Origin of the sequence: Paenibacillus sp. H1-7 (assembly GCF_022354825.1) — a bacterium.
GTDB lineage: Bacteria > Bacillota > Bacilli > Paenibacillales > NBRC-103111 > Paenibacillus_S.
The window spans coordinates 4,237,370-4,261,043 of record NZ_CP031168.1; the positions used below are offsets into that span (position 1 = coordinate 4,237,370).

A 23,674-nucleotide genomic window follows, 5' to 3' on the forward strand; every position below is an offset into this window, starting at 1 on the left:
AGGGAGCACTTACTATGTCCATCTTATCAAACGCTAACTCAAGCTCTACTATCGTAGGAGTACAATGGCTGCAGAATCGATTGAAGGAGGGAGCGGTTGTCGTTGCGGATGTGCGCTTCTCTCCCAAGGATCCGCTCTATGGAAGATCGGCATATGAAGCGGGACATTTGCCTGGAGCGGTTTTCGTCGACTTCAAAGCGGATTTGACGGATCCGCCTCAAGAGCATGGAGGAAGAAGTCCGCTTCCTTCGGCGGAACGTGTTGCGAAGCGATTCGGGGAGCTAGGAATCGATCGTACGAGCACGGTAGTCGTATATGAAGATACGAACGGGCCTGCGGCTTCGCGCCTTTGGTGGGTGCTTAAGTATATCGGCGTAGAAGATGTAAAAGTGTTGGACGGCGGCTATGAAGCTTGGGTTCAAGCAGACTTGTCAGTGACGGACGTGAAGCCCGAGCCAACGGTTCACGAGTGGAAGCCGGATGTTCACGAGGATTGGGTTGTTGATGTTCATACCGTGCGAGATGTTGTTAACGGAACGAGGAAGGCGAAGCTGGTCGATTCCCGTGACGCCAGTCAATATTTGGGCTTGGAGTCGCCATTTGATCCTGTGGCGGGACATATCCCCGGCGCGGTGCATTTGTTCTGGAAAGACGGCTTGGACGTAGACGGGACTTGGAAATCGTCTGCGGCGTTAGCCGAACGGTTCGGTGAGCTGTCGAAGGAGGAAGAGCTTATCGTTTATTGCGGATCCGGCATATCGGCCACGCCGAATATTCTTGCGTTGAAAGAGGCAGGGTATTCCAACGTCAAATTGTACGCCGGAAGCTGGTCGGACTGGATCAGTTATCGCGACAATCCGGTAGCTACCGGTGAGGAATAACCTTCGTTATCATTACTGAATGGGATTTATGGACTGCGGCTGACTGCTTGAGGCAGGAGGCTGCTGTTTTTCTTTAGGGGGTATTTTTATCAAAAATAAAGGAGAAGTTGAAGGGTTCTCCATTCCATTGGATGAAATGGAGAACGTAGAAGCAGAAGAACCAATTCATAGCTTGTAAAAATTAGAATATTCCCTCCACATTCACCGTATAAATTCGCCTGTGACCTTCGTGAGTGGAATCGAAGGATATCGCGGTACCTGCCCGATTCCAACGAGGATGCAGATCGCAGCGTATGTCCCCGTTGATATGTGGCTGCGAATAGAATGATCCAAGGGTGACGCCACGCTTGTGCGCCAAATGGTACAGATACAAATGCCTGTAGCTATCGGTATCCGGATAGCTGTCATACAGCAGGATGCTTCGGTCCGGCGAATAGCTGCAATGTCCGTCCTTAAGGAAGTACTCTCGGTCGATCGGCTGGACCTCATTACTGCGATCCTTCAGCACGTAAAGCTGGTTGCCCATGTCCGAATCCTTCGCTCCGCTAGACCAGATGACGATATTCTCCGTGTCCTTCCAATGATAATGCGACGCCATCGCCATGAGGATCCGCGCGGGATGATCGGATTATTGCGTGACTATGTCCGAAGCTTCATCGTGTTGGACATGCCGAAATTTCTTGATTTGTTACCGATTCTGGAGAAGAACTGCTTTGAGCTGACAAAGCTGTCGAAAATGAAAATCGCCGGTACTCTGGATCATATCTTGACGGAGTGCATCGAAGCGACGCTGGCAGGAACCGAGATGGACTTCCGCAATCAGCTGATAACGCTATTGAACAGTCATTTGAATCGAAAGCTCACGCTTTCCGAAATAGCAAGGCGGATGTCGCTCAGTGAATCCCATCTTGAAAGAATTGTGAATCAGAAGTTCGGCTGCGGCGTTATCGACCTGTTTAATCAGCTCCGGATTAATAAGGCATGCTCGCTGCTGACCAATTCCAGCCTGCGTATTGAAAGCATCTCCGAGCAGCTCGGCTTCTACGATACAGCCCACTTTTCTAATTTTTTCAAGAAAAAAACATCCATGAGCCCCAAGCAATACCGGGAATATAAACGTTTGCTATTATGAAACGGATGTTCATAACATTTGAGCCGCGTAGCTGTTGTTCAATAGTTTGAAACTAGAAGACGAATAGGCTGAAAATCAGGCTTTCTCGTCTTCTTTGGGTTCGCTTCCTACATCGTTAACGCTTTGATGTATAATTGTGAGAGTTAGGCATTTTGGATAGGGGACCATTATTTGTTGAACCCGGAGGGGGTAAGTATGGAACGAATGTATTTACTGCAATACGAGTATTTAAAAGACGTTCCGGTTCCAGAAGGTCATTTTCAGTCTCATGATAACTATGAAATTTTTTATTTTCATGAGGGAAAAGGAAACTATTTAATTGGTGATAAAATTCACGTGCTGATGCCGGGAACGCTTATCGTCATGCATGGTTTGACGCTGCATATGCCTAAGAGCTTCGACGGGCATCCTTATGTCCGAACACTGCTTAATTTTGATCCGGGTTATTTTCGCGCAGCCTCCGAGCATGTGTTCTCCATCAATCCATTGGAGCCGTTCGAGAGACTCGGTAACTATAAAGTACAGCTCAATGACGCAGACCGGGCTGAATTTGAAGACCTTCTGCACAAAATGAACCGTCTATACCGGGCAACGGATGCCGTCTCTCATGAGCGGTTCCGCGTGGTCTGTCTGGAGATGTTATTTTTCATCTGCCAAGTGCTGATGAAGTCGGGGGATGAGGAAGTTAAATTCCCGTCAGAGAAGGAGCAGCACGTACAGAATGCATTGACCTATATTGAAAAGAACTATATGACGGATATTTGTCTCGATCAATTGGAAGAGTTTTTGCACATCAATAAGTATTATTTAGTGCGTATTTTTCGCGAGACTACGGGGATGACGATGTTTCACTATATTTATAAGAGAAGAATTAATCAGGCTAAAATCTTATTCTTGCTGGAGCCGGAAAAATCCGTGACCGATGTTTGCTACAGCATTGGGTTTAAAAATCATTCCCATTTCAGCAAAGTATTCAAGCAATGGGAAGGTAAGACACCAGATCAATACCGTCGCTTATTAAAAAGTCAATTATAGAACAGTTTCATATCTTACTTGGTCAATGGGAAAGTAACTTAAGGGCTTCATCTCCTGTTAAACTATGTAATATCAACGCTGGTTGAAAACGCTTACGAAAAAATGGAGAGGTGAAGCTATTTGCTAGTATTAACAGGGTTTGCAGATGAAATCTCTGGACAATTGGAAGAACAGCTGGACGTTCTAGCAGCCGAAGGAATTTCACATTTAGAGCTGCGGGGCGTCTATGGTAAGAACGTAATGGATTTAACGGTAGAAGAATTAGCCCAATTGAAAGCTACGCTCGAGGAGAAAGGGATTGGCGTATCGTCCATTGGTTCCCCGATTGGAAAATACCCGATACAAGAGCCGTTTGATAAGGAGCTCGAGAAAATACAGCATGCTTTAGCTATCGCTAAGAAGCTGGGCACGCGTTATATCCGGGTGTTCTCTTATTTTATTCCAGCCAATGAGTCGCATGAGAACTACCGGGATGAAGTACTCTCCCGCATGAAGCAGCTTGCTGAACGGGCAGAGCAGGAAGGAGTTACTCTGCTTTTGGAAAACGAAAGCGGGGTTTATGGCAATACGGATGAACGTTGTTTGGACATATTGCAGCATTGCGGTTCTTCCAACCTGCGATTGGCCTTCGATCCGGGGAACTTCGTAATGAACGAGATCATGCCGATGTGTGAGGCTTACCCGCTGCTGTCTCCTTACCTTGAGTATGTGCATATTAAAGATGCCGACAGGCAAGCACGGATGTTTGTCCCGGCAGGAGAGGGGGACGGAGAGTTCCCCTCGTTCGTGAAGGCACTGAAGGAACGGGAGTTTTCGGGATTTCTGTCCATCGAACCGCATTTACACAAAGCGTTCCCGGATCATAGCGGGCCGGAGCGTTTTAAAATTGCTGCCCAAGCTTTGAAAAAGCTGCTGCAAAGGGAAGGCTTGGCTTGGTCCTAATGATATTGTCTCATAAATAAGGAGGGACGGCAGATGAATACTCCAAAGTTAAAATTAGGCTTGGTTGGTCTGGGGAATATCGGGAAAACCCATATCCGAAATATCCAAGCGATAGAACAGATTGAATTGGTGGGCGTGTGTGACCTCATAGGTGAGAAAGCAGACCGGGTGGCAGCAGAGTGCGGGACCACAGCCTATTACAATCATTCGGAATTATTTGAGCGTTCGGGCTTGGAAGCGGTAATTATTGCGGTACCGCATTATAGCCATCCAACCATCGCTATCGATGCTTTCGAATGCGGCATCCATGTGCTTTGCGAGAAGCCGTTGGCGGTTCACGTGAATGATGCGAAGAGAACCATTGAGGCGTATGCCAAAGCGAAGCAGCAGTACCCGGAGCTGGTATTCGGTATGATGTTCCAGGAACGAACGCTACCTTTTTACAAGAAAATCAAAGAAGTAGTGGATAGCGGTAAGCTGGGACAGCTGACTAGAGCAACGTGGATAAATACAGCCTGGTTCCGTTCACAGGCTTATTACGATAGCGGTGACTGGCGTGCAACCTGGGCTGGAGAAGGCGGCGGCATTTTGACGAACCAATGTCCTCACAACCTTGATTTCTACCAATGGGTGTTTGGAGTACCGGCTAAGATCAGCGGACATGCTCATATCGGTAAATATCACAATATCGAAGTAGAGGATGAGGTAACCGCCTACTTCGAGCACGAGAGTGGCATGATCGGTCATTTTATAGTGACCACGGCTGAGTCCCCGGGAGTCAATCGTCTGGAAATCGTGGGAGAGAACGGCCGGCTCGTGTTCGAAAAGGATAAGCTGCAGCTGTTCCTCAATCAAACTTCCATGCTCCAGCATTTGAAAGAAACTGCGCAAGGCTTCAAGAATGTAGAGTGTGAGGAGACCGAGATCGTAGTGGATACGGATGTTCCGTCGGGACATAAGGTTGTGACAGAGAAGTTCGTCAATAAGATTCTCACAGGAAATGGGGAATTGATTGCTGAGGGGACAGAGGGAATTCATTCGGTTACTATCGCCAATGGCATTATGCTTTCTTCCTTCACAAAGCAAATGGTGGAGGTACCGTTTGACTCGGATCAATATGAAGAGCTTCTGGAGCAATTAATATCGACCTCGAAGTTCCGCAAAGCGGCGTCTATAGCGATAGAAGAAGATATGAAACAATCGTTCTCTAAATAACCGAGTGCCTGATAGTAAGCCGGCTGCTGTGTATCTGATTCTATATCAACGCAGCAGCTGAATGACTACTTGGTTTGTAAGCGTTTTAGAATAAGGGAGGTAATGCCAATGCACAACGTGTTAAACAAAACATCCGTAGTCATTGCATCATTGCTGCTAGCTATTTCCACTGCAGGCTGCAGTTCCCTCGGGGTGAAGGAAGAAGCTCAACCCTCTGCCAATTCGGCCGGAACAGGAGCGGGAGCAGCTGTCGGAGGCAAGCCTGTAAAGCTGCGTATCATGTGGTGGGGATCACAGGCAAGACATGATGCTACGCTGAAAATATTGGATCTTTATACCAAAAAGAATCCCAATGTCACATTTGAAACGCAGTACCAAGGCTTTGACGGTTATCTGGATAAGCTGACGACACAGGCTGCCGCCAAAAACGCTCCGGATATCATTCAAATGGATGCCGCTTGGCTCGCCGACTGGAACGGAAGAGGTCAGCTGGCGGACTTGTCCTCCGGTATCAACATCAAGGACATTGATCCTACCTTAGTGGATACTGGCAAGTATCAAGGCAAATTGACTGCTGTACCTCTAGGCAACAACGCATGGGGCATGATCTATGATAAAGCCGCGCTGGAGAAGCTGGGAGTTGCTGCACCGAAGGACGGCTATACGTGGGATGATTTCTTCAAGCTTGTAGAAGAGATCAAGCCGAAGCTCGGTAAGGGACAGTACGTAATTAAGGACGGCACAACCGATACAACTCAATATGCAGCGTTCCAGCTGAGCAAAGGGAAAGGCTGGCCCGTTACCGTTGACGGTAAGTTTAATTATGACAAAGAAACCTGGCTCGAATGGACGAAAAAATTTGCTCAATTAAGAAAAGCCGGCGTCGTGCCGCCACCGGATGTGCAGCTAGCCGATAAGGACCTGGATCCGACCGCGGATATGCTTATTAACGGCAATTTATTGTTTAAAGGTCTGCATGCTGCACAGGTATCCGCGTACGACGCATTGAAGCCAGGTGCGATTGGCGTGGCGGCGATGCCTAAAGCAGCACAAGGAGGCGGATGGCTGAAAGCCACTTTTTACTTCAGTATCAGTCAGGACTCTGCGTATAAAGAGGAATCGAAGAAATTTATAGATTGGTTCATTAACGATGCTGAAGCAGGAGAAATCGGGGGCACAACACGTGGCGTTCCGATTACGAACAAAATTGTTTCTCTTCTGCAGCCGAAATTTAACCTTGGAGACAAGCTGACGGTAGAGATGATTAATAAAACGGCGGTGAACTCGCAAGTATTCAATCCGGGTGCACCAGGCTGGACGGATTTCGCTAAAGATGAGAAGGATATAAGGGAACGGTTAATGTTTGAGAAGATTACGCCGGAGCAAGCTTATGACGAGCTGGTGAAGGCCGGCAAGAAATACGAGAAATAACCTCAGCAGAACGGGGTGATAGCATGAAACAAGAATCTGTGATGGCCGTTAGCAAGCCTACTGATAATGTCAAGAAAGTCAAATTACATAATCATACGTATTCGCCTTTGGCAGGTTACTTGTTCATATCTCCATGGCTGATTGGTTTTGCTATATTAACCGTTTGGCCAATGATTCAGTCATTCTACTACACGTTTACGGATTTTTCACTTCTCAGTCCGCCGAGGTGGATTGGGATGCAAAACTTCAAGGAGATATATGAGGATCGCTTCTTCTACAATTCGTTGAAGGTTACATTTACTTTCGTAGTAACCTCCGTTCCCGCCAGGCTCATCTTTGCACTACTCGTTGCTATGCTGCTCAATAAGAAAATGAGGGGCATCGGCTTCTACCGAACCATCATTTACTTGCCTTCTCTAATCGGGGGCAGTGTTGCAGTAGCCGTGTTATGGAAAAATATATTCGGCATTAACGGCTTCATCAATCACATTGTTCCGCTGTTCGGTATCGACGCCAAAAACTGGATCGGAACACCGGGAACCGCATTAGGAACACTAGTCGCTTTAAGCGTCTGGCAGTTCGGATCTGCGATGATCATTTTTTTGGCGGGGCTGAAGCAAATTCCAAGTGAACTCTATGAAGCATCATCCGTGGATGGAGCGTCCAAGCTCCGGCAGTTCTTTACCGTGACGCTTCCTCTATTGTCACCCGTCATCTTCTTCAATCTGATTATGGGCGTCATTAATTCGTTCCAGTCCTTTACTGCAGCATTTATTGTGACGAACGGCGGGCCTCTTAATTCTACGGAAATGTACGCTTTGTACTTGTACCAGAAGGCTTTCGCTACGCTTCATATGGGCTATGCGTCCGCGTTAGCATGGATACTGCTGGTCATTGTTGCCGTAGCCACCGCAATCAATTTCCTTGCCTCCAAGTACTGGGTGTTCTACGAGAATGAGCCGGGAGGGAATCGATGAGGACGTTAATCTCGAGCAAGCTGCTCACCCACATCCTGCTGCTGCTATTTAGCGCGATCATGTTTTATCCGGTGCTCTGGTGGATCGGTGCATCGTTCAAATCCAACACAGAGCTTAGTTCGCCTGCGATATTTCCCAGCATCTTGCAATGGAATAACTTCTCAGACGGCTGGGTAGCGCTGCCCAAGTATACCTTTACTTACTTTTACATCAACAGCTTGGAATTGACTCTTTCGACGACCATTTTAACGGTTATTTCCAGCAGCTTGGTTGCATTTGGCTTCGGAAGACTGAATTTTCCGCTCAAAAAGCTGTGGTTTTCACTTCTTCTTCTGACGATCATGCTGCCCAGTCAGGTAACCTTAATTCCGCAATACGCTATGTTTCATAAATTCAATTGGATTAACACCTATCTGCCATTTATCGTACCCAGCGCGATGGGGGGAGCCTTCTTCATCTTCCTGCTGATTCAATTCATAAGGGGTATCCCAGGTGAGTTGGATGAATCGGCCAAAATAGACGGCTGTACCTGGTTTGGAATTTATTGGCGCATAATTATGCCTTTGATGAAGCCTGCTTTAATTACCGTCATGATCTTTTCGTTTCTTTGGCATTGGGAGGATTATTTCGGACCGCTCATTTATTTGAATTCGGTCGATAAATTCACGGTTCCTCTTGCTTTACGGATGTTCATAGACACTCAATCCGCGGTTTCCTGGGGACAGGTATTGGCCATGTCGCTTTTATCGATTATCCCTCAAGTGCTATTATTTTTTGCAGCCCAGCGCTATTTCGTAGAGGGGATAGCCACCTCGGGGCTTAAGGGGTAGGAAACCGGAAATCCATGATTGCAGCTTCTGACAACCCCGAAAAACCTGATTCCTTCAAGATGAGGAATCAGGTTTTTCTCATTTCAGCGGGACGCTGGTATTTTGCTTGCGGTACATGGCAGGGGAGACGCCGGTCAGCTTTTTAAACATTCGATTGAAGTAAGGAGCATCGCAGTAGCCCAATTCGACGGCTATGGTCTCCATACCGAAGTCGGTCTCCAGAAGCAGCTCCTGCGCTTTCTGTATCCGAATCCGATGCATATATTCCATAGGAGCCAGTCCGTAATGCTTCTTGAAGCTGGTAATTAAATGGGAGGCGCTGCGTTTGGTCAAGTGGGCTAATTCCTCAATGGACAACGGCTCTTGATAATATTGGAGTATATAATCTCTCACTTGGCGGACAACACGAAGCTGTTTGCCGGAGTAGTGATCCGCTACCTGCTCCTGATGGACTCTCGCCATAACCTCAAGCAGCATGCCTTCGCACTGAGGAGCGTAATAGGGGTCTTTTTTGAGCCAAAGCTGGTGCATCTGGGTAAATGCCCGTTGTAAATAGGAATATAACGAAGAGGCCTGGAACTTGGAAGCGGATTGCTCGAATTGCGGAAAATGGCGAAGTAGTCCGTCGCCGATCCAATGAGCGGAATATTTGGAATGCGCATGCTCCGTGACGGCTTCTCCGACGCGTTCCATCCCCTCCGGGATGAACAGGATATCTCCCTTCTCCAGCACATAACGTTCACCGGCGATACGGTAGGCGCAAGAGCCTTTATCGACAAACATGAACAGATGGTAGGGCTTGGTTAGAGGGCCGTGACCTACCCATTGCTTATCCGCATATTGGAAATAGACGGTATTGATCATTTGCATAATAAAGCACTCCTTCTGATCCGGATGCTTTCTTACCCTGTTTCATACCAAGAGTATAAACCCAAATATCGTACAAGAAAAGGAAAATATCATGCATGGTGCCTGGGAGCCAACGTTGGTAGGATGAGGGTAAGAAGCGAGAGCAAGTTTCTAATTCGAAAGGATGGGGGAGCAGGGACAATGGTTGCAGCCGATACGAAGATGTATATGAATTTACTTCAGAGATGGATTCACGGGGCTAGTCCTTATATAAAAGAATGTCATGACCGCTCCGAGCTGCTGTATTACGGGACTGGAGACAATGGATGGGGGGTGCAAACGAATCAGAAGGCCTTTGCCGCCTGGTCGACCGCTGCCATGGATCCCAGGTTTGATGAGGGAACCGCAGGGATAACGAGGGAGACAGCCCAGAGCATGGCGCTGAAGCTGCTGCGTTTTTCCTTAGAAACTCATTGGGAAGGATCTTACCGCTGCACGGACAATACTCGATGGGGACATACCTGGATCAGCGTACTCGGACTGGAGAGAATGATGCATGGAGTGGAAGCATTGGAAGGGCTGCTGACCGAGCATGATCGACAGCTGCTGCGCCGAGTGCTGATCTCCGAGTGCGACTGGTTATTGGACCACTATGAGATCGTCGGGGGGCTGTACAATAAAGACGGGAATAACAAGCCGGAGAGCAATCTATGGAACGGCGCCTTGCTATTACGAACAACGGAGATGTTCCCTGACTGCAGCAGAGCTGAACGATACCGGGAGAAGGGCTTGCAGTTTTTGATGAATTCCATTTCCGTCCCGGCTGATGCGACGGATTCTACGATACTTCATGGCAAGCCTGCCTCCGATTGGTTTATCGGCGCCAATTTCTTCGATTCCTTGGCACTCAATCATCACGGCTATCTCAATGTCGGTTACATGGTCATTTGCTTATCCAATATGGCGATGCTTCACTTCATGTACCGACGTCAGGGGACCCGCGCGCCCGAGGCGCTCTACAGACATATGGAAGAGCTGTGGAAGGTCGTCAAGCTGTGTACGTTCTCCGATGGCAGGCTGCTTCGGATCGGCGGCGATACTCGTGTCCGCTATACGTATTGCCAGGACTATGTTATCCCGGCTTGGCTGATGATTGCTGATGTGCTGGGCGATCAGGATTGCGAACGCTTCGAGCGAGGCTGGCTGGAGCAGGTTCAGCTGGAAATGGATGCAAGCGGTGACGGCACGTTTCTCTCTGCGCGATGCCGAGGATTAAGCCAGAGCTCTCCGCTGTACTACACCCGGCTCGAGTCGGACCGGGCGGCTGCGCTGTCGATGGGGCTGGCTTGGAAACCAATTGCTGCTTCGGCGAAGCCCGGCAAAGCTTGGGGATTGGAGAGTGCCGACCTCTCAGCAGGTAGCACGAAGACGGATTCGGGAGCCATCGTAATCCGTAATGCCTACGGCGAATCATGGCACGACGGCTATCACGGCGCTTATGTTCATAGGGGGCAGCGAAGAACGGCTTCCTGGGTCTGGGAAGCAGCCGAGAAGCCTCAGGGGCTTTGTCTGCCGAACGATGCAAGCGATATGGCAGAGTGGAAAGAGAATTTGGCTGTGCAGCTGAAAGGACTGGGCAAGCTGACGGAGCAGAGACTGGAATCGCATGACGGCGCGGTTTTTCAAGGCGGTTTTCTAACTTGGGGCAGCACGCTTATTCATACGTCGGGCTTGCTCGCCGAAGGTCAAAAAGACCACGATTTGGCAAGAAGCCGAATCGTCTGTGCAGCGCTACCTGACGATCAGCATGTGATCGTATTGCAATATACCTCCGCTCTTGAACGAAGCGTGCACTTGCATGAAGTGAAGGGACTGCATCTTGTTGTTCCGAACGATTTGTTCAACGGGGACCAGCGAACCTATTTCTACGAAAAGGGGGAACGAACCCTGCGAAGAGATTCGGCTGCTGAGGCGGTACGAACGGATTCGCTCTGGATCAATGCGGATAACCGCCTTGGAGCCGCGGCGATATACGGCGCCAAGGAGCTGACGATCTATCATCCCGGGAGAAGGCAGATCGGGTTAAAAGAAAAATGGAATACGGTAGGCGTCGAAGGAATGCTTCATGCCGATGAGCTTTGTGGACCGTTCGAGCAAGGCCTTCTCTCTGTGATACCCGGTGAAATCATTGTTGACGCAGGCTTCGTAATCCATGTTGACGACAGCTCCGAAACCCGTCGGTTGGCCTTAGAGCGCAGTGAGTGGTTACACGGGCCGACAGGGAATCTGCGCACGGTAAGCGTGACGGGAGCAGACGGGTACACTTACATTCTTGTGGCTAATATAGGGTCGGTAACCGAATGTGCTGCAATTCAAGGGCCAGCCCTTGTGAATGTTGTAACTGGCGAGGTTTATCCAAGCGAGGGAAAGGGGAGCGTCGAGCTCATGATTACGCCGGGAACGGCTCAGCTCTTAAGGGTCCAATCTTAGCTTAATTCCAGCTGTAAAAGAAATCAGTGCCGGAAACGGTGCTGATTCTTTTGGAAGAATTGTGGATGCGTTTACATTGAGATTAATAAGGAGGATGCACGATGGTAAAGATGAAACACCCCCATGCAGCGTTTATTGTGGCACTGCTGGCCGGAGCGATGACAGCATGCACCGGGCAGCCTAACGCCGACCAACAAGCTGGCGAACCGGCGGCAGCAAGTCAGCTGCAGCAGATGGAACCGGCGGAGCTTGTGATCTATTCGAGCAGCGGGTGGACCCCGGAGGCTTTTAACGAGAAATTCGGGGATGCCCTGCGGGCCAAATTCCCTCAGCACCAGATCAAGTACATTCAGAGCACCAATGGAGCTGGCTATCAAGACCTCATTACGGCCGGTCAGCCTATCGACATGATATGGGAATCCGTTGCGAAGTTCCCAAGCATCCTTCAATACAATATTCAGTATGATATGACCGAGCTTATCAAGAAGCACAATGTAGATACGAGCCGGATGGAACCGACGATGCTCGATGCGATGAGAACCATCTCGGGAGGCAAATTGTATGCGCTGCCCGTCGTTAACAATACCCTCTCCCTTTACTATAACAAAGACTTATTCGACAAATTCGGGTTGGCCTATCCTACCGACGGTATGACATGGGATCAAGTGCTGGACTTGAATAAGCAGCTGACCCGAGTGGACGGAGGAATACAATATGTCGGGCTTGGAATATCTCAGAGCCATTTCTTTGACATTAATCCGCTTTCCTTATCCAAAATGGATCCTAATACATTGATGCCGACCATCTATAACGATAAGTGGAAGACGCTTTTCGAGATCTATTCGAAGATGGCCGAAGCTTCCGGCTACAAAGAGAAAATTCAAGAGCTTCAAGGTATTCCCGGTGTGACGAATTTTGTTAAAAAGAAAGATACCGCCATGGTAGCAGCGCTGGCTAACATGCATATGACCCAGGACATGTCAGAGGTGAATTGGGATGTCGTACGTTACCCGGTGTTTAAAGATGCACCCAATGCGAATCCGCAGTCCTACCCTACGTATTTCGGGGTTAGCAGCATTAGCAAGCATCAGGATCAGGCGATGGATATGATTAAATATCTCGTGTCCGACGAGTTCCAGCTGGCTGTTGCCCGAAGCGGAACGCTGCCTGTGATCCAAAGCAGTTCCGTGATCGGCGCTTTTGCGCAAGATGCCAAATTCAAGGATAAGAACGTGAAATCCGCGTTGTATTCTTCCTTTGCTCCTATCGCTGTCCAAACGATATACGACAGTGCCGTATCCTCTGCTTACGGGAAGAAGCTTGTTCCATTTTCCTTAGGACAGATGGATGTAAACACGCTTCTAAGAACCTCGGAAGAAGAGGCCGCCAAAACGATCGAGTCTCTGAAGGTAAAGTAAATGCAGGTTATGATTGCAGCTGACTGCTTGAGGGCAGGAGGCTGCTGTTTTTCCTTAAAAGGTCTTTTTACGTTACCCAGTAACATAAAAAAAGGGTCGATGTGATCGACCCTTTGATTCAACGTTTCTTTACGCAGGAGCTAATTTCGTTATTAAATAAGGTGTTACTGTTCTCTGATTATTTGTTGGATTGCGGAGAATCAGCCGCCATACCGTAGTACTTAACGGGAAGCTGTTGGTAGCGTATGCAGGGTTATTACCACCGGTGATCGACCAACCGGCGTTGACCACAACTCTGCCTTCTGCGGCAGTCAAATCAATAGTAAGGAATTCATTCGGATCAATGGTTTGAGTTGCAAATACCGTACGGAGAAATCCGTCTCCGAGATTTTGTTTAATGCGTACTTTGGACAACCGAACTAATTTTCCTTTGCTTGCGATTTTTACTTTTTTCATAACCTCACCTCCTCCTACATTACTATTAGATTCAAATCCTCCATATCATGCTTGTATATTTGCACTCTAGTAAGTAACCATTTTTTTCAAAGATTAGTATATTTGGTAAGGGTAAAAATAACTCGTTACCGTTACCGAAGGCGAGAATAAGGACAGCATCTAACTCTCTAATACGGGAAAACGTATACAAAATAGGCATAATCTATTATGATGGTGAAGTATCTGGATAAAAATACCATATGTTGAGGTCGCATACATTAACTAAGGGATATGGAGGTTACACTGCCTATGAGCAGCTTGGAGACTTTTTCACAAGTAAGAACGGATAGCAATCGCGCTGTTACTCTCGTTGGATATCAAGGTGAGCGGCTGGAGGATCAGCATGAGCTTTTTGAGAGGTTGGAAGATACATTAACTCGTATTGAGCTGAGAAATCAAGGTAAACCTTACTTGGTTATTATGCCGGGGCTTAAGCCTTTTGTCGGCATTGAAGCAACCACGATGAACGATGTACCGGCGGATATGTTGATTGTCACGATTCCAGAGGACCATTATGCGGTCTTCCGATTTGAGAAAGCATGGATTGGCGCGTTTTGGGAGACGGTTTGTACCAAAGAGAATCAATTAAAATATCGAATTGATTTGGATAAGCCGAGATTTGAGATGATTACCCCCGAGCTTCAAGCAGCTGGAGCTATAGAATGGTATATTCCAACCAAAACAGAAGGGAGCGCCTGAATTCTTAATAGTGCAGCTGGTGCAAAGGAAAGGGGGACTGTCGAGAGGCGGTCCTTCTTTTGTAAATCAGTTCAATATTCGGGTTGTAATAATATGGAAATCCGGGTATGATGTCAAGAAAGCCAAGAGGAGTGGTCTTGATGATACATATGCCGAGTCTTATTGAATTTGTTACTCCCTACTACATCAACAAAGACATCATGCACAATGTAAGCCATATTGAGAGAATGCTTCAGTCCGCGAAGAAACTGTTAATCTATTATCCCGAAATTACGGATATGGACTTGATTACATACGGCTGCTATTTTCATGGTTTTATTTATTTGAGAGAAGACGCTATTAGGGAGTACTTGGCCAATCAAGGGCTGCCCTCAGATTATATCGATACCGTCGTCCGGGTTTCGTGGGAATCCCAGAAGGATGAGGTTCCAGAGTCGTTGGAGGGCAAGCTGCTTCATGATGCGCATCGAATCGAAGGAGGCAAGACCTATCTCATCGTCAAATCCCTCTGTACGGGAACGGCCAGAGGACAGACGCTGGAAGAAACGCTGGACTACTTTGAAACCTATGTACTGGGACAAGGACAATGCTATCTACCTGAAGCGCAGCCAATTTATATAGAAATGCAGCAGTTTGCAAAATCGTTCCTAAAAGACTTGAGAGAGGGGCTCAAGCCTGCATAATTGAAACCTGGGAATGCGGCTAACTTGTCGCCGGTAATTGGCGAGAGTTAGTCTTTTTTGTAGTTGATATTGATAATTATTATCAATTATAATAGCGATAAAAGCATCGGTTCTTTGGAACTATGGATAACAAATAGAATGATTTTGCGTCAGTAAAGAAAGGATAGGAGCAAGTCATGAAGCTGATTGACCAAATCATGGTCTGGAACCATGCGGCCATAAGAGTGATGGATATTCGCCACTCCATTATGGAGGAGGGGGATGAACTGCGTTCCTATCGGATGCCGACCAGTGCCTTCTTGTTTGTGGTGAGAGGGCGCGCACAGCTTGGCTTGGATGGCTGCGAGAGTACAGCGGACCGATTTCATGTTCTGCATATGGGCAAAGGGCTGTGTCTGGATATACGGGCAGAACAATTACTTGAATATTTCATCATTATGTATAAGGCGATGCTATCGCTGCCTAGCCGACAAGAATGGGTACAGCTTATGGAGAAGCATAATCCGTTTCAAATGCATTTCGGATTCGCGCCGTACTACCCGGTAGTCTTATATGATAAGGCAGCCAGGATGAGCCGGCTGTGGCAGCAATCCGATCCTTTGAACAAGCTGGAGGTCAAAGCTTTATTTTATCAGTTCGTTCATGAGGTGCTGCGGCAGCTGGATCAACAAGATGTGCCGCTGGTTAAGGCGGACCCGGTCCTTCAGGCGATCCGGTATTTGCACGATCATTATCAAGAGTCCATTACCCTCGAATCGTTGGCAGAGAAGCTCCATTGCAATTCCAGGCAGCTGCTCCGTATGTTCAAAAGTCGCATGAATACAAGCCCTATCGACTATTTGATACAAATCCGAATCGGTAAGGCGAAGGAGCGGCTGCTGAATACGGATCTTACGATGAGGGAAATTGCCGAGAGCGTCGGTTACTCCGACAGCTATTATTTCAGTCGTATGTTTAAGAAGGTGGAGGGTGTTTCTCCTACGGTTTTCAAGGAAAGCCCGCATCCCACGGAAGGCAGTCGATATAATCCATCGCCGATGTCGAGATATTCTATTGTTACAGCCAAGCCCCAACGTTATATTGATGAGGGAAGTGAGAACCATTATCAGTATAAAAGAGAGGGAGACTTGTCAATGTACAGAAAGTCCACGACATCCATGCTTGCCATGCTATTTGTCTGCTTCACCCTGCTATTAAGCGCGTGTGTGAATGGAGCGGCCACATCGAGCAGCGCCAATTCCAACAGCAGCACTAATATAGCAACTGCCACTCCGGCACCAACAAAGGCTCCGGAAGCGGAAACGCAAAGAGTAGTCAAACATGCCATGGGCGAAACTAAGCTGCAAGGAACACCGAAGCGTGTTGTAATTTTGACGAATGAAGGAACCGAGGCCTTGCTGGCGTTGGGAATCAAGCCCATTGGAGCCGTGAAATCCTGGTCCGGAGATCCATGGTATAACCATATCAAAGGGGAGATGCAGGATGTCACGGTGGTTGGTGACGAATTGCAGCCGAATATGGAGGTTATCGCCAGTCTGAAGCCGGATTTGATTATTGGCAATAAAGTGAGACAGGAAAAAGTATACGAGCAATTGAATAAAATCGCACCGACCGTGTTCTCGGCGGATTTAGGGGCAGATTGGCAAGAAAATTTCAAGCTCTATATGGAAGCCGTCAATAAGAAGGAAGAAGGCTTGAAGGCACTGGCCGCTTTTGACAAACGGGTCAGCGAAGTGAAAGCCAAGCTAGGAAGCAAGGCAGCTACTCAAGTTTCTGTAGTCCGCTTCTCGGCGACTCAAGTGCGTATTTACCAGAAGCAGACGTTCTCTGGTGTACTGTTGAACCAATTGGGAGTTGCCCGTCCCGCTGCTCAGAACAAGGACGGCAACATTGAGGTCATGTCCAAGGAAAAAATCCCTGAGATGGACGGTGATTTCTTGTTCTACTTCGTAACGGAGACGCCGGGCAAAACCGATGCAGACAAAGTAGTGAAAGAATGGATGAACGATCCGTTGTTTCAAAACCTGAAAGCGTCCAAGAACGGCAAATTGATCCAGGTCGATGAAGCCATCTGGAACTCGGCGGGAGGCATTGAAGCGGCTAATTTGCTGCTGGATGAACTGGTTGCCTTTTTTCAACTGAAATGATGAGGTTCTTGATATTTTGCACTACTGCTAGGGCGTAAGGACAAAAAGAATGCAGGATCTGCTAGAAAGCAGCCTGCTTTTTGTCGTTGTTTAAGGTGTTGGGCGGTACATATTCAACATCTGCTCGATATGACCTCGCGCATAGCCTACATGCTTGTTATCCCGGGTCAGCCTGCTCGCCATAATCGCTCCTTCGATGGAAGAGAAGATGAAGGAGGCTACCGATTCCGTATTCATCTCCGGACGATATTCCCCGGCATCAATGCCTTCCTTCAGAATGCTCTGGATAAATGACATCATGGATTCATATGCTTCCAACGCGCGGTCTCTTAGTACGGGAAAGGAATGATCGCTTTCCACTGCCGTATTAAGAAAAGGGCACCCGCCTTGAATAGGGGGATTATGGACGGTATCGCTGTACACGTCGCACATCGCAAGTAACTTCCCCGTTGCCGTGGACGCCTGCTGAACGGCCGCCGCAAAGTGTTCCCACAATACTTTTCCGGCATAGGCGAATGCTTCCAGAGCGATTTCGTCCTTATTTGCAAAGTTCCTGTAAATTCCGCCCTTGGTCAATCCGGTTGCTTCCATAATGTCTTGTATGGTGGAACCCGTGTAGCCTTTTTCGTTAAAAAGCTCTGCGGATTTCATAATAATATGCAGCTTTGTCTTCTCGCCTTTGCGCATAGAGGATTTCCTTTCTTCCATTTCTTGTTGCCACTCATAATATTGTAACATTTCATAGGTGAATCATAACATACTTTATTATATAATAAAAAAAGACCGAACGGTCCGGTCTCAAAAATGAGATTTTATTTTGAAAGGATGGGCTGTATCTGCGCAAGAATCATCGGTACTCTTTCTATTCCCTCTTGTTGGCGGCTTCTTTATTGTACATAGCGTATATTTTGTTTGTGAATTTGTACTATGATCCTGAAGCTTCTGATTTTCTAAGCCGCAAAAGCAACCTGAAACGACCGCTGCTTGTTTCGACATGGCTGAACGTCATGTATATACATGTCATTGCCGCCAGTTTGGCGATGATTACCGGAGCACTTAATTTCTCTTCGTATCTGCTCCGTAACTATCGGAAATTCCACCGAATCAACGGCTATTTGTACGTGGTGTTCGTCTTTATCGTATGTCTGACTTCCGGCTATATGGCGCCATTCTCTACAGGCGGGAAAATCAACAGCATCGCGTTCAATATGTTGAATATCGTTTGGCCCGCATTTACTCTGATCGCAATTATTCATATCAGACGCAAAAGGCAAATCAAGCATCGGCAATGGATGATTCGCAGCTTTGTCTTTTGTTTCACCAACTTGTTCATCCATCTCTTCACTACATTAACTCAAGCAGGATTGGGGTTGACGTATGAAAAGAGTTACACCGTCGGTGTGTATGGTGCGATTGTTTTCCTGCTTCTATTGGCGGAAATAGTAATTAGGTTTACAGCACGTAAGGCGGCAGCCTTATCGTAGCAAGTTGAGAGAAGGAGAGATGCTGTATGCATATTCAAATCGTGTTGTTCGACGGATTTGACTTGCTGGATGCCCTTGCGCCCTATGAAGTGTTCCGTGCCGCTGAAATGTTCTCGGACGGAGCATGGAGCGTTGAGCTTGTAACGGCCGAGGGGGCAAGATTCGTTGCCAGCGGGATGAATGGACCCCAAGTGGAGGCAAACGGCAAGCTTACCCCCGATCGACCGGGAATCATCCTTGTTCCGGGTGCTTCCGGTCCTATGACGGGAGAAGGTCACGATTCCGTACCGGTATTGCTGCGAAAAGCAATGGAGACAGAGTTGACCGGGATAATCGGGAAGGCGATGCAGAAGCCGGATATGAGCGTAGCTACTGTGTGCGGAGGCTCTCTCATTCTGGCCATGGGTGGTTTGCTGGAGGGGCGCCGTGCCGTGACGAACCATCTTGGAATGGATGTATTGGAGGCAACCGGTGCCATCCCAATACGTGCAAGAGTTGTTGTGGATGGGAACCTGGTAACAGGAGGCGGTGTTACTTCAGGGCTTGATGTCGCATTGTACTTGGTTGAGCGAGAGCTAGGTCCCCAAATAGCCCATGAGGTCGAGCAGCTGTTTGAATACGAGCGCCGTGGAACCGTCTGGCAATCGCGGGGGTTAACCCCAATGGGAAGCCTTAGCAGCGATAGGGAACAGCAATCGAAAACAAATTCACACAATCTGAAGGAAGCTCCACCCGGATCGGATCACCGGAAGAGCACATCATGCTTTGAAGGTATTTGGAAGGCTTCGATTGCTACACCGGTAGGTAAGATGGAAGTGACCTTTCATATTAGCTCCGAAAGTGGGCAGCTGTGTGGAGCAGCCATACAGGGCGATGAAACCGCAGTATTCATGAATCCAGTCATCGAAGGCAACCGGTTGACATGGAGCCAGCAGGTGACGAAACCAATGCGTCTGAATTTAAAATTCGATGTGACGGTTAACGGCGACACAATGACGGGAATGGCTAAGGCTGGCGTACTGCCATCCTCCAAAGTAACGGCTGAACGTATATCGGATAGCGTGTAGTTATCCTATGAAACTAGTTAATGTGATTTATTATCTAATTTAATTAACCATATTAAATATTAACAATATTTATATTCTCTTCGTATGGAAATCATATGATGGATGGAAAGGATATTTATAATAATTTTCTCACTTTCCAAACCTCTACCCACTCGTTACTATATTACTACTGTGTCAAAATGGAACTGAATCTACCGCATCGAGGCTGCCGAATAGTAAGAATTGGCGGCTTTTTTTACTTTAGGGAGGGCTCTATATGGGAAAACAACCTGCAGTTTTAGACAAGGTCACCTGTTTCATTACCAGGGAAGCCAACAATCGGACCGAGCTGCTGCTCATCCAACACCCTAATGCAGGTATTCAATTACCGGCGGGGACGGTCGAGCACAATGAAGACATTACGGCCGCAGCCTTAAGGGAAGCAAGGGAAGAAACGGGGCTATCCGAGTTCACGGCCTGCACGTATATCGGTAAGCAAGAGCTTACTCTGCCAGAACATAACCGTATCCTGTTGCATAGCGCAAAGGTTTACTCCAGACCGGATCTGCAAAGCTCCAGCTGGGCGGAAATCCGAAGAGGAATCACCGTTCAGCATGTGCGTTCGTCCGGAGATTTTGTCCAAGTATCTTACATAGAAGGTGACCGCTATCCGGATCCTCAGTATGTTACTTATCAGATAACAGGCTGGGTAGAGCCGTCCGTGCTTGCTTCCATCGTGTCCAGACATTTTTATCACATGCATTCCCATTGCAGCCTGTCGGTTTGGGAGCAGGACGCGGATGATCACCGGTTCAAGTTGTTTTGGGCGCCCCTTGAAGACTTGCCTGAGATTGTGAGCCCTCAAAACAAGTGGCTGCATTTTGTAACGAATAACTTGAATTATTCATTGACCGAAAAATATCGTGCATGAAATTATTGACAGTTCGATCATGACACGATATATTTTTGATTGACACTTATGTCAATTTAAAAAAGAGGGAACTTCCATGTCACCACGCACAAAAGAACAAAACGATGAGATTCGCAAGCAGAGGACTCAAGAGATTATGAAGGCGGCCATTCTCGTCTACGCAGAGAAAGGGTATGCGGCGTCCGAAATCGGAGAAGTGGCGGAACGGGCGGGGTTAGCCCGAGGTCTGGTGTACCATTATTTCAAAAACAAGCAGACGCTGTTCCGCGAGCTGTACGAATACATGATGAATAGCGCTCAATCCAATACAGTAGCCCATTTTGCAAGAGAAGGCGCTGTTCTGGAATTGTTCAACACGTATGCCTGGAGCGTCTGCAATCAAGTATTGGAAGCTCCTGCAATTTTCCGTTTTTACACAAGGATTAGCCTTGACGTGCACTATTTGTATACTGACGGCACTTATTCACCTCTTGAATGGGTAAAGTCCTTTATGAAGCCGATGGTGCAAGCATTGGAGAAGGGGATTGAGCAAACAACGATCCGTTCAGGGGATGCCAATCTGATGGCAATGCAGTTTTGGGGTGCTATTTCCCAAGGCATGGCTTATATAGACCACCAGCAAGTACAGAATGCCGCCGCGCAAGCAGTAAAGACGCAACAGACAAGGGATAAAGAGCTGAAAGCGATTCTCGAACAAGTGGTTGAATCGGCGTTGGCGGTGATTAGACCGGAGTAAATTTTTTTGCTTTTGATATTGACATTCATGATAGTCAAAAAAAGGAGGACGTTTGATGAAAATTTTAGTTGTAGCAGCACATCCGCATCTTCAGCAATCTAAGGTCAATAAGGCATGGATAGAACGGTTAAGGCAAGAAAGCAGTATCACTCTGAACGATTTGCATAAGGAGTATCCTGACAAGCGGATCGACGTTCAAAAGGAACAGCAGCTGCTATTGCAGCACGACCGAATCGTGTTTCAATATCCATTTTACTGGTACAGTGCTCCTGCCTTTTTGAAGCAGTGGATGGAAGAGGTGCTGGAATCGCAATGGATGATGGGAGAAGGGGGAAGAGGGCTTGCCGGCAAGGAGCTGGTTCTTGCTATTTCGGCCGGCTCTCACGAGCAAGCTTACCAAGCAGGAGGATTTCAAGGCTTCAGTATGAGTGAGTTTACGAAGCCTATGCAGGCTTTGGCAGGGTTGATCGGGATGAAATTCCTGCCTAGCTTCGTCTTTTATGGTGCTGCGGCGGCATCGGATGATGCGGTTCTGCATAGTGCAGAACAGTACGTGAAGCATATTCTGGACCCTAAGCTGGATCCGAGGATTCGGCTGATGGAGGCGATAAATCGAGAGGCTTAGTCACTTCTCAGAAAAGAAACTCTTACGATCATTAGTCCGGCCTGCCGGCGGCTCGATTATGGAAACTGTCCGATGCGGATCTTAATATCGAGTTAAAAGATTACATAATATATATTATGTAATCTTTTTTTGCCAAACCGGAAGACAATATAACGAAAAAACGCTTACAGGATAGGGGTAGTTGTGTTATATTACTTTGTATGGATATATGTTCCATTTATGTTACTATCATTAATTCGAGTTCCCTTTAAGGAGGAGTGGAAGTGAGCGGCTTGCGGTATGGAATTGTGGATAGCTTTCCAACGAGCATGGTATTGGAACGGCAGCGCTTCAACTGGAACGATTGCTATAATTCATTTGCACTTGCACTCTATGGCGCCATGAAATACTCGAACAAATCATTGAATCTGACTCAGGCTTTGCTGTATACAGGACAGGCATTCGCGATCAATACGGATACGTTCGTAGGTCCGATGGATGTGTTTGGAGACGGTGGCTTGATAAGAGAGGCACTGGACCATCTTGGCTTCGAAATGGAAGTGCTTAACGCCAACCTCTACGGCGGGGCTTGGAACGAAGACATGGCCGAAGAGGCTTTGGATATGATCCGCGAGAGCATACAGAATGGGATCGCGGTGGTCAGCTGGAATCTGGATAATTACGAGCATGGACTCATCTACGGCTATGATGACGAACGCCGTATTCTTAATATTCACGATATCAACAAGCGAAATGGCGGCGAGCTCAGCTACGAGGAATTCGGGCGTCGCCCGCGTAACGGCATTCCAATAGAGCCTGAATTGTTCGTGTTAGTAATCCGAAAACGAAATGAGCCGCCTCATCTCAACGTAACGCGATATACGGAGATAGAGGATGCGAGCTACCGTTCGGCCTTACGGACGGCGCTTTCCATCGCCATTCGACATATTGCCGACGAGGGTTCGGAAGGCAGCCGGCGCAAAAACGGCATTGCCGCCATCGATGCATGGATGACAGCCTTCGAGGATGGAACCGCTCACTCCTTCTTTACCAGCTACAATTTACTTTGGATCACGTCGTCAAGGCAGTATGTGGTGCCTTTTTTCTCTCAATCGGCCATTACGCATTGTATGAGCATCCAGGATAACACCCTTCAGCAGCTGATGCTGCAAGCATCGGAGCATTACATGGCCAGCTATCGTGCCTGGATCGGGCTGCGTGAGATGTTTCCGTTTCCGAAGAGCGCGGATCCGACCGATCCTGAGCTTAAAGCGGCAGCACTAATAAGGCTCCGTGAAGCAAGGGATGCGGAAGTAGCCGGATTGGGGACACTACGCGATATCGTAGAACATTTGGCGAAGTAGATCATGATGTGCAGTCAGGAAGCCATCCCGAAGGGGGTGGTTTTTTTATCGTTACCCTGGTTTTCACAACCTTTGAACCGAACAAGAAGAACTCGCGACTATTAAATAGGAAGGGGGGAGAGCGATGGATTTCGACCGGATCTATGATGAGCACGCGGGGGCAGTGTATTCGTATCTCAAATTCAAACTGAAGGACGGCTTGTTGAAGATCAGTCCGTTAATACGTACGAAGCTCAAACCGAAAGAGCCATCCCGGTAGGATGGCGTCTTTGCAATGTTTGTTTA

The 23,674-nt window shown here is 47.7% G+C and carries 24 protein-coding genes; 20 read left to right on the top strand and 4 right to left on the bottom strand.

Annotation, left to right across the window (positions count from 1 at the left end; translation table 11 throughout):
* Positions 1-14 precede the first annotated feature (14 nt).
* Positions 15-881 carry a sulfurtransferase gene (locus tag DVH26_RS18775; protein WP_239624014.1) on the top strand — a complete coding sequence of 289 codons (867 nt, stop codon included), beginning with the start codon at positions 15-17 and terminating at the stop codon, positions 879-881.
* 181 nt (positions 882-1,062) lie between these two features.
* Here DVH26_RS18775 and DVH26_RS18780 read toward each other — a convergent pair whose 3' ends face one another.
* Positions 1,063-1,479 (bottom strand): TolB-like translocation protein, encoded by a 417-nt coding sequence (locus DVH26_RS18780; protein WP_239624017.1) that lies wholly within the window; start codon positions 1,477-1,479, stop codon positions 1,063-1,065.
* A 21-nt stretch (positions 1,480-1,500) separates the two neighbouring features.
* Here DVH26_RS18780 and DVH26_RS18785 point away from each other — a divergent pair, with 21 nt between their 5' ends.
* The 7 genes from DVH26_RS18785 to DVH26_RS18815 all read left to right on the top strand — a co-directional run bounded on the left by DVH26_RS18785 (position 1,501) and on the right by DVH26_RS18815 (position 8,443).
* Complete coding sequence (locus DVH26_RS18785; protein ID WP_239624019.1) at positions 1,501-2,013, top strand: helix-turn-helix domain-containing protein; 513 nt, start codon at positions 1,501-1,503, stop codon at positions 2,011-2,013.
* Positions 2,014-2,208: 195 nt separating this feature from the next.
* Entirely contained in the window at positions 2,209-3,048 is an 840-nt protein-coding gene (locus tag DVH26_RS18790; protein ID WP_239624021.1) for a helix-turn-helix transcriptional regulator, read from the top strand.
* Positions 3,049-3,168: 120 nt separating this feature from the next.
* Positions 3,169-3,990: a sugar phosphate isomerase/epimerase family protein gene (locus tag DVH26_RS18795; protein WP_239624023.1), complete on the top strand. Its 822-nt coding sequence runs from the start codon at positions 3,169-3,171 to the stop codon at positions 3,988-3,990.
* Positions 3,991-4,023: 33 nt separating this feature from the next.
* On the top strand, positions 4,024-5,205 hold the full coding sequence (locus DVH26_RS18800) for a Gfo/Idh/MocA family protein (RefSeq protein WP_239624025.1): 1,182 nt from the start codon (positions 4,024-4,026) through the stop codon (positions 5,203-5,205).
* A 108-nt stretch (positions 5,206-5,313) separates the two neighbouring features.
* The gene (locus DVH26_RS18805; RefSeq protein WP_239624028.1) at positions 5,314-6,636 is read left to right on the top strand and encodes an ABC transporter substrate-binding protein; all 1,323 of its coding nucleotides are present in this window, start codon (positions 5,314-5,316) and stop codon (positions 6,634-6,636) included.
* 23 nt (positions 6,637-6,659) lie between these two features.
* Positions 6,660-7,613, top strand: a complete 954-nt coding sequence (locus tag DVH26_RS18810; protein WP_239624030.1) for a carbohydrate ABC transporter permease — start codon at positions 6,660-6,662, stop codon at positions 7,611-7,613.
* Positions 7,610-8,443 carry a carbohydrate ABC transporter permease gene (locus DVH26_RS18815; protein ID WP_239624032.1) on the top strand — a complete coding sequence of 278 codons (834 nt, stop codon included), beginning with the start codon at positions 7,610-7,612 and terminating at the stop codon, positions 8,441-8,443. The genes DVH26_RS18810 and DVH26_RS18815 overlap by 4 nt, the downstream gene beginning before the upstream one ends.
* A 78-nt stretch (positions 8,444-8,521) precedes the next feature.
* Here DVH26_RS18815 and DVH26_RS18820 read toward each other — a convergent pair whose 3' ends face one another.
* On the bottom strand, positions 8,522-9,313 hold the full coding sequence (locus tag DVH26_RS18820; RefSeq protein ID WP_239624034.1) for an AraC family transcriptional regulator: 792 nt from the start codon (positions 9,311-9,313) through the stop codon (positions 8,522-8,524).
* A gap of 180 nt (positions 9,314-9,493) precedes the next feature.
* On the opposite strand from DVH26_RS18820, the gene DVH26_RS18825 reads away from it, so the two are divergent.
* The gene (locus tag DVH26_RS18825) at positions 9,494-11,782 is read left to right on the top strand and encodes a hypothetical protein (protein ID WP_239624036.1); all 2,289 of its coding nucleotides are present in this window, start codon (positions 9,494-9,496) and stop codon (positions 11,780-11,782) included.
* Positions 11,783-11,883: 101 nt separating this feature from the next.
* Positions 11,884-13,200, top strand: a complete 1,317-nt coding sequence (locus DVH26_RS18830) for an ABC transporter substrate-binding protein (RefSeq protein WP_239624039.1) — start codon at positions 11,884-11,886, stop codon at positions 13,198-13,200.
* 129 nt (positions 13,201-13,329) lie between these two features.
* Here the strand turns inward: DVH26_RS18830 and DVH26_RS18835 are convergent, their stop codons facing one another.
* Complete coding sequence (locus DVH26_RS18835) at positions 13,330-13,656, bottom strand: hypothetical protein (protein ID WP_239624042.1); 327 nt, start codon at positions 13,654-13,656, stop codon at positions 13,330-13,332.
* Between the two features lie 288 nt (positions 13,657-13,944).
* On the opposite strand from DVH26_RS18835, the gene DVH26_RS18840 reads away from it, so the two are divergent.
* From DVH26_RS18840 to DVH26_RS18850, 3 genes are all read left to right on the top strand, one after another.
* Positions 13,945-14,394, top strand: a complete 450-nt coding sequence (locus DVH26_RS18840; RefSeq protein WP_239624045.1) for a GyrI-like domain-containing protein — start codon at positions 13,945-13,947, stop codon at positions 14,392-14,394.
* 140 nt (positions 14,395-14,534) lie between these two features.
* A complete protein-coding gene (locus DVH26_RS18845) occupies positions 14,535-15,077 on the top strand; it encodes an HD domain-containing protein (RefSeq protein WP_239624048.1) in 543 nt (180 codons plus the stop codon).
* Between the two features lie 176 nt (positions 15,078-15,253).
* Entirely contained in the window at positions 15,254-17,224 is a 1,971-nt protein-coding gene (locus DVH26_RS18850) for an AraC family transcriptional regulator (RefSeq protein WP_239624051.1), read from the top strand.
* 90 nt (positions 17,225-17,314) lie between these two features.
* Here DVH26_RS18850 and DVH26_RS18855 read toward each other — a convergent pair whose 3' ends face one another.
* Positions 17,315-17,911 carry a TetR/AcrR family transcriptional regulator gene (locus tag DVH26_RS18855; RefSeq protein ID WP_239635424.1) on the bottom strand — a complete coding sequence of 199 codons (597 nt, stop codon included), beginning with the start codon at positions 17,909-17,911 and terminating at the stop codon, positions 17,315-17,317.
* 203 nt (positions 17,912-18,114) lie between these two features.
* Between DVH26_RS18855 and DVH26_RS18860 the strand changes: the two genes are divergently transcribed.
* The 7 genes from DVH26_RS18860 (at position 18,115) to DVH26_RS37105 (ending at position 23,648) form a co-directional block, all read left to right on the top strand.
* Entirely contained in the window at positions 18,115-18,708 is a 594-nt protein-coding gene (locus tag DVH26_RS18860) for a DUF2306 domain-containing protein (RefSeq protein ID WP_239624053.1), read from the top strand.
* Between the two features lie 26 nt (positions 18,709-18,734).
* Positions 18,735-19,775 carry a DJ-1/PfpI family protein gene (locus tag DVH26_RS18865; protein WP_239624055.1) on the top strand — a complete coding sequence of 347 codons (1,041 nt, stop codon included), beginning with the start codon at positions 18,735-18,737 and terminating at the stop codon, positions 19,773-19,775.
* A 256-nt stretch (positions 19,776-20,031) separates the two neighbouring features.
* A complete protein-coding gene (locus DVH26_RS18870) occupies positions 20,032-20,685 on the top strand; it encodes an NUDIX domain-containing protein (RefSeq protein WP_239624058.1) in 654 nt (217 codons plus the stop codon).
* A gap of 76 nt (positions 20,686-20,761) precedes the next feature.
* Positions 20,762-21,421, top strand: coding sequence for a TetR/AcrR family transcriptional regulator (locus DVH26_RS18875; RefSeq protein ID WP_239624060.1), 660 nt, complete (start codon positions 20,762-20,764; stop codon positions 21,419-21,421).
* A 55-nt stretch (positions 21,422-21,476) separates the two neighbouring features.
* Positions 21,477-22,046, top strand: a complete 570-nt coding sequence (locus DVH26_RS18880) for an NAD(P)H-dependent oxidoreductase (protein WP_239624062.1) — start codon at positions 21,477-21,479, stop codon at positions 22,044-22,046.
* Between the two features lie 263 nt (positions 22,047-22,309).
* Entirely contained in the window at positions 22,310-23,389 is a 1,080-nt protein-coding gene (locus DVH26_RS18885) for a cysteine peptidase family C39 domain-containing protein (protein WP_239624065.1), read from the top strand.
* A gap of 124 nt (positions 23,390-23,513) precedes the next feature.
* Positions 23,514-23,648: a hypothetical protein gene (locus DVH26_RS37105; RefSeq protein WP_275590416.1), complete on the top strand. Its 135-nt coding sequence runs from the start codon at positions 23,514-23,516 to the stop codon at positions 23,646-23,648.
* The last annotated feature ends 26 nt before the right edge of the window (positions 23,649-23,674 follow it).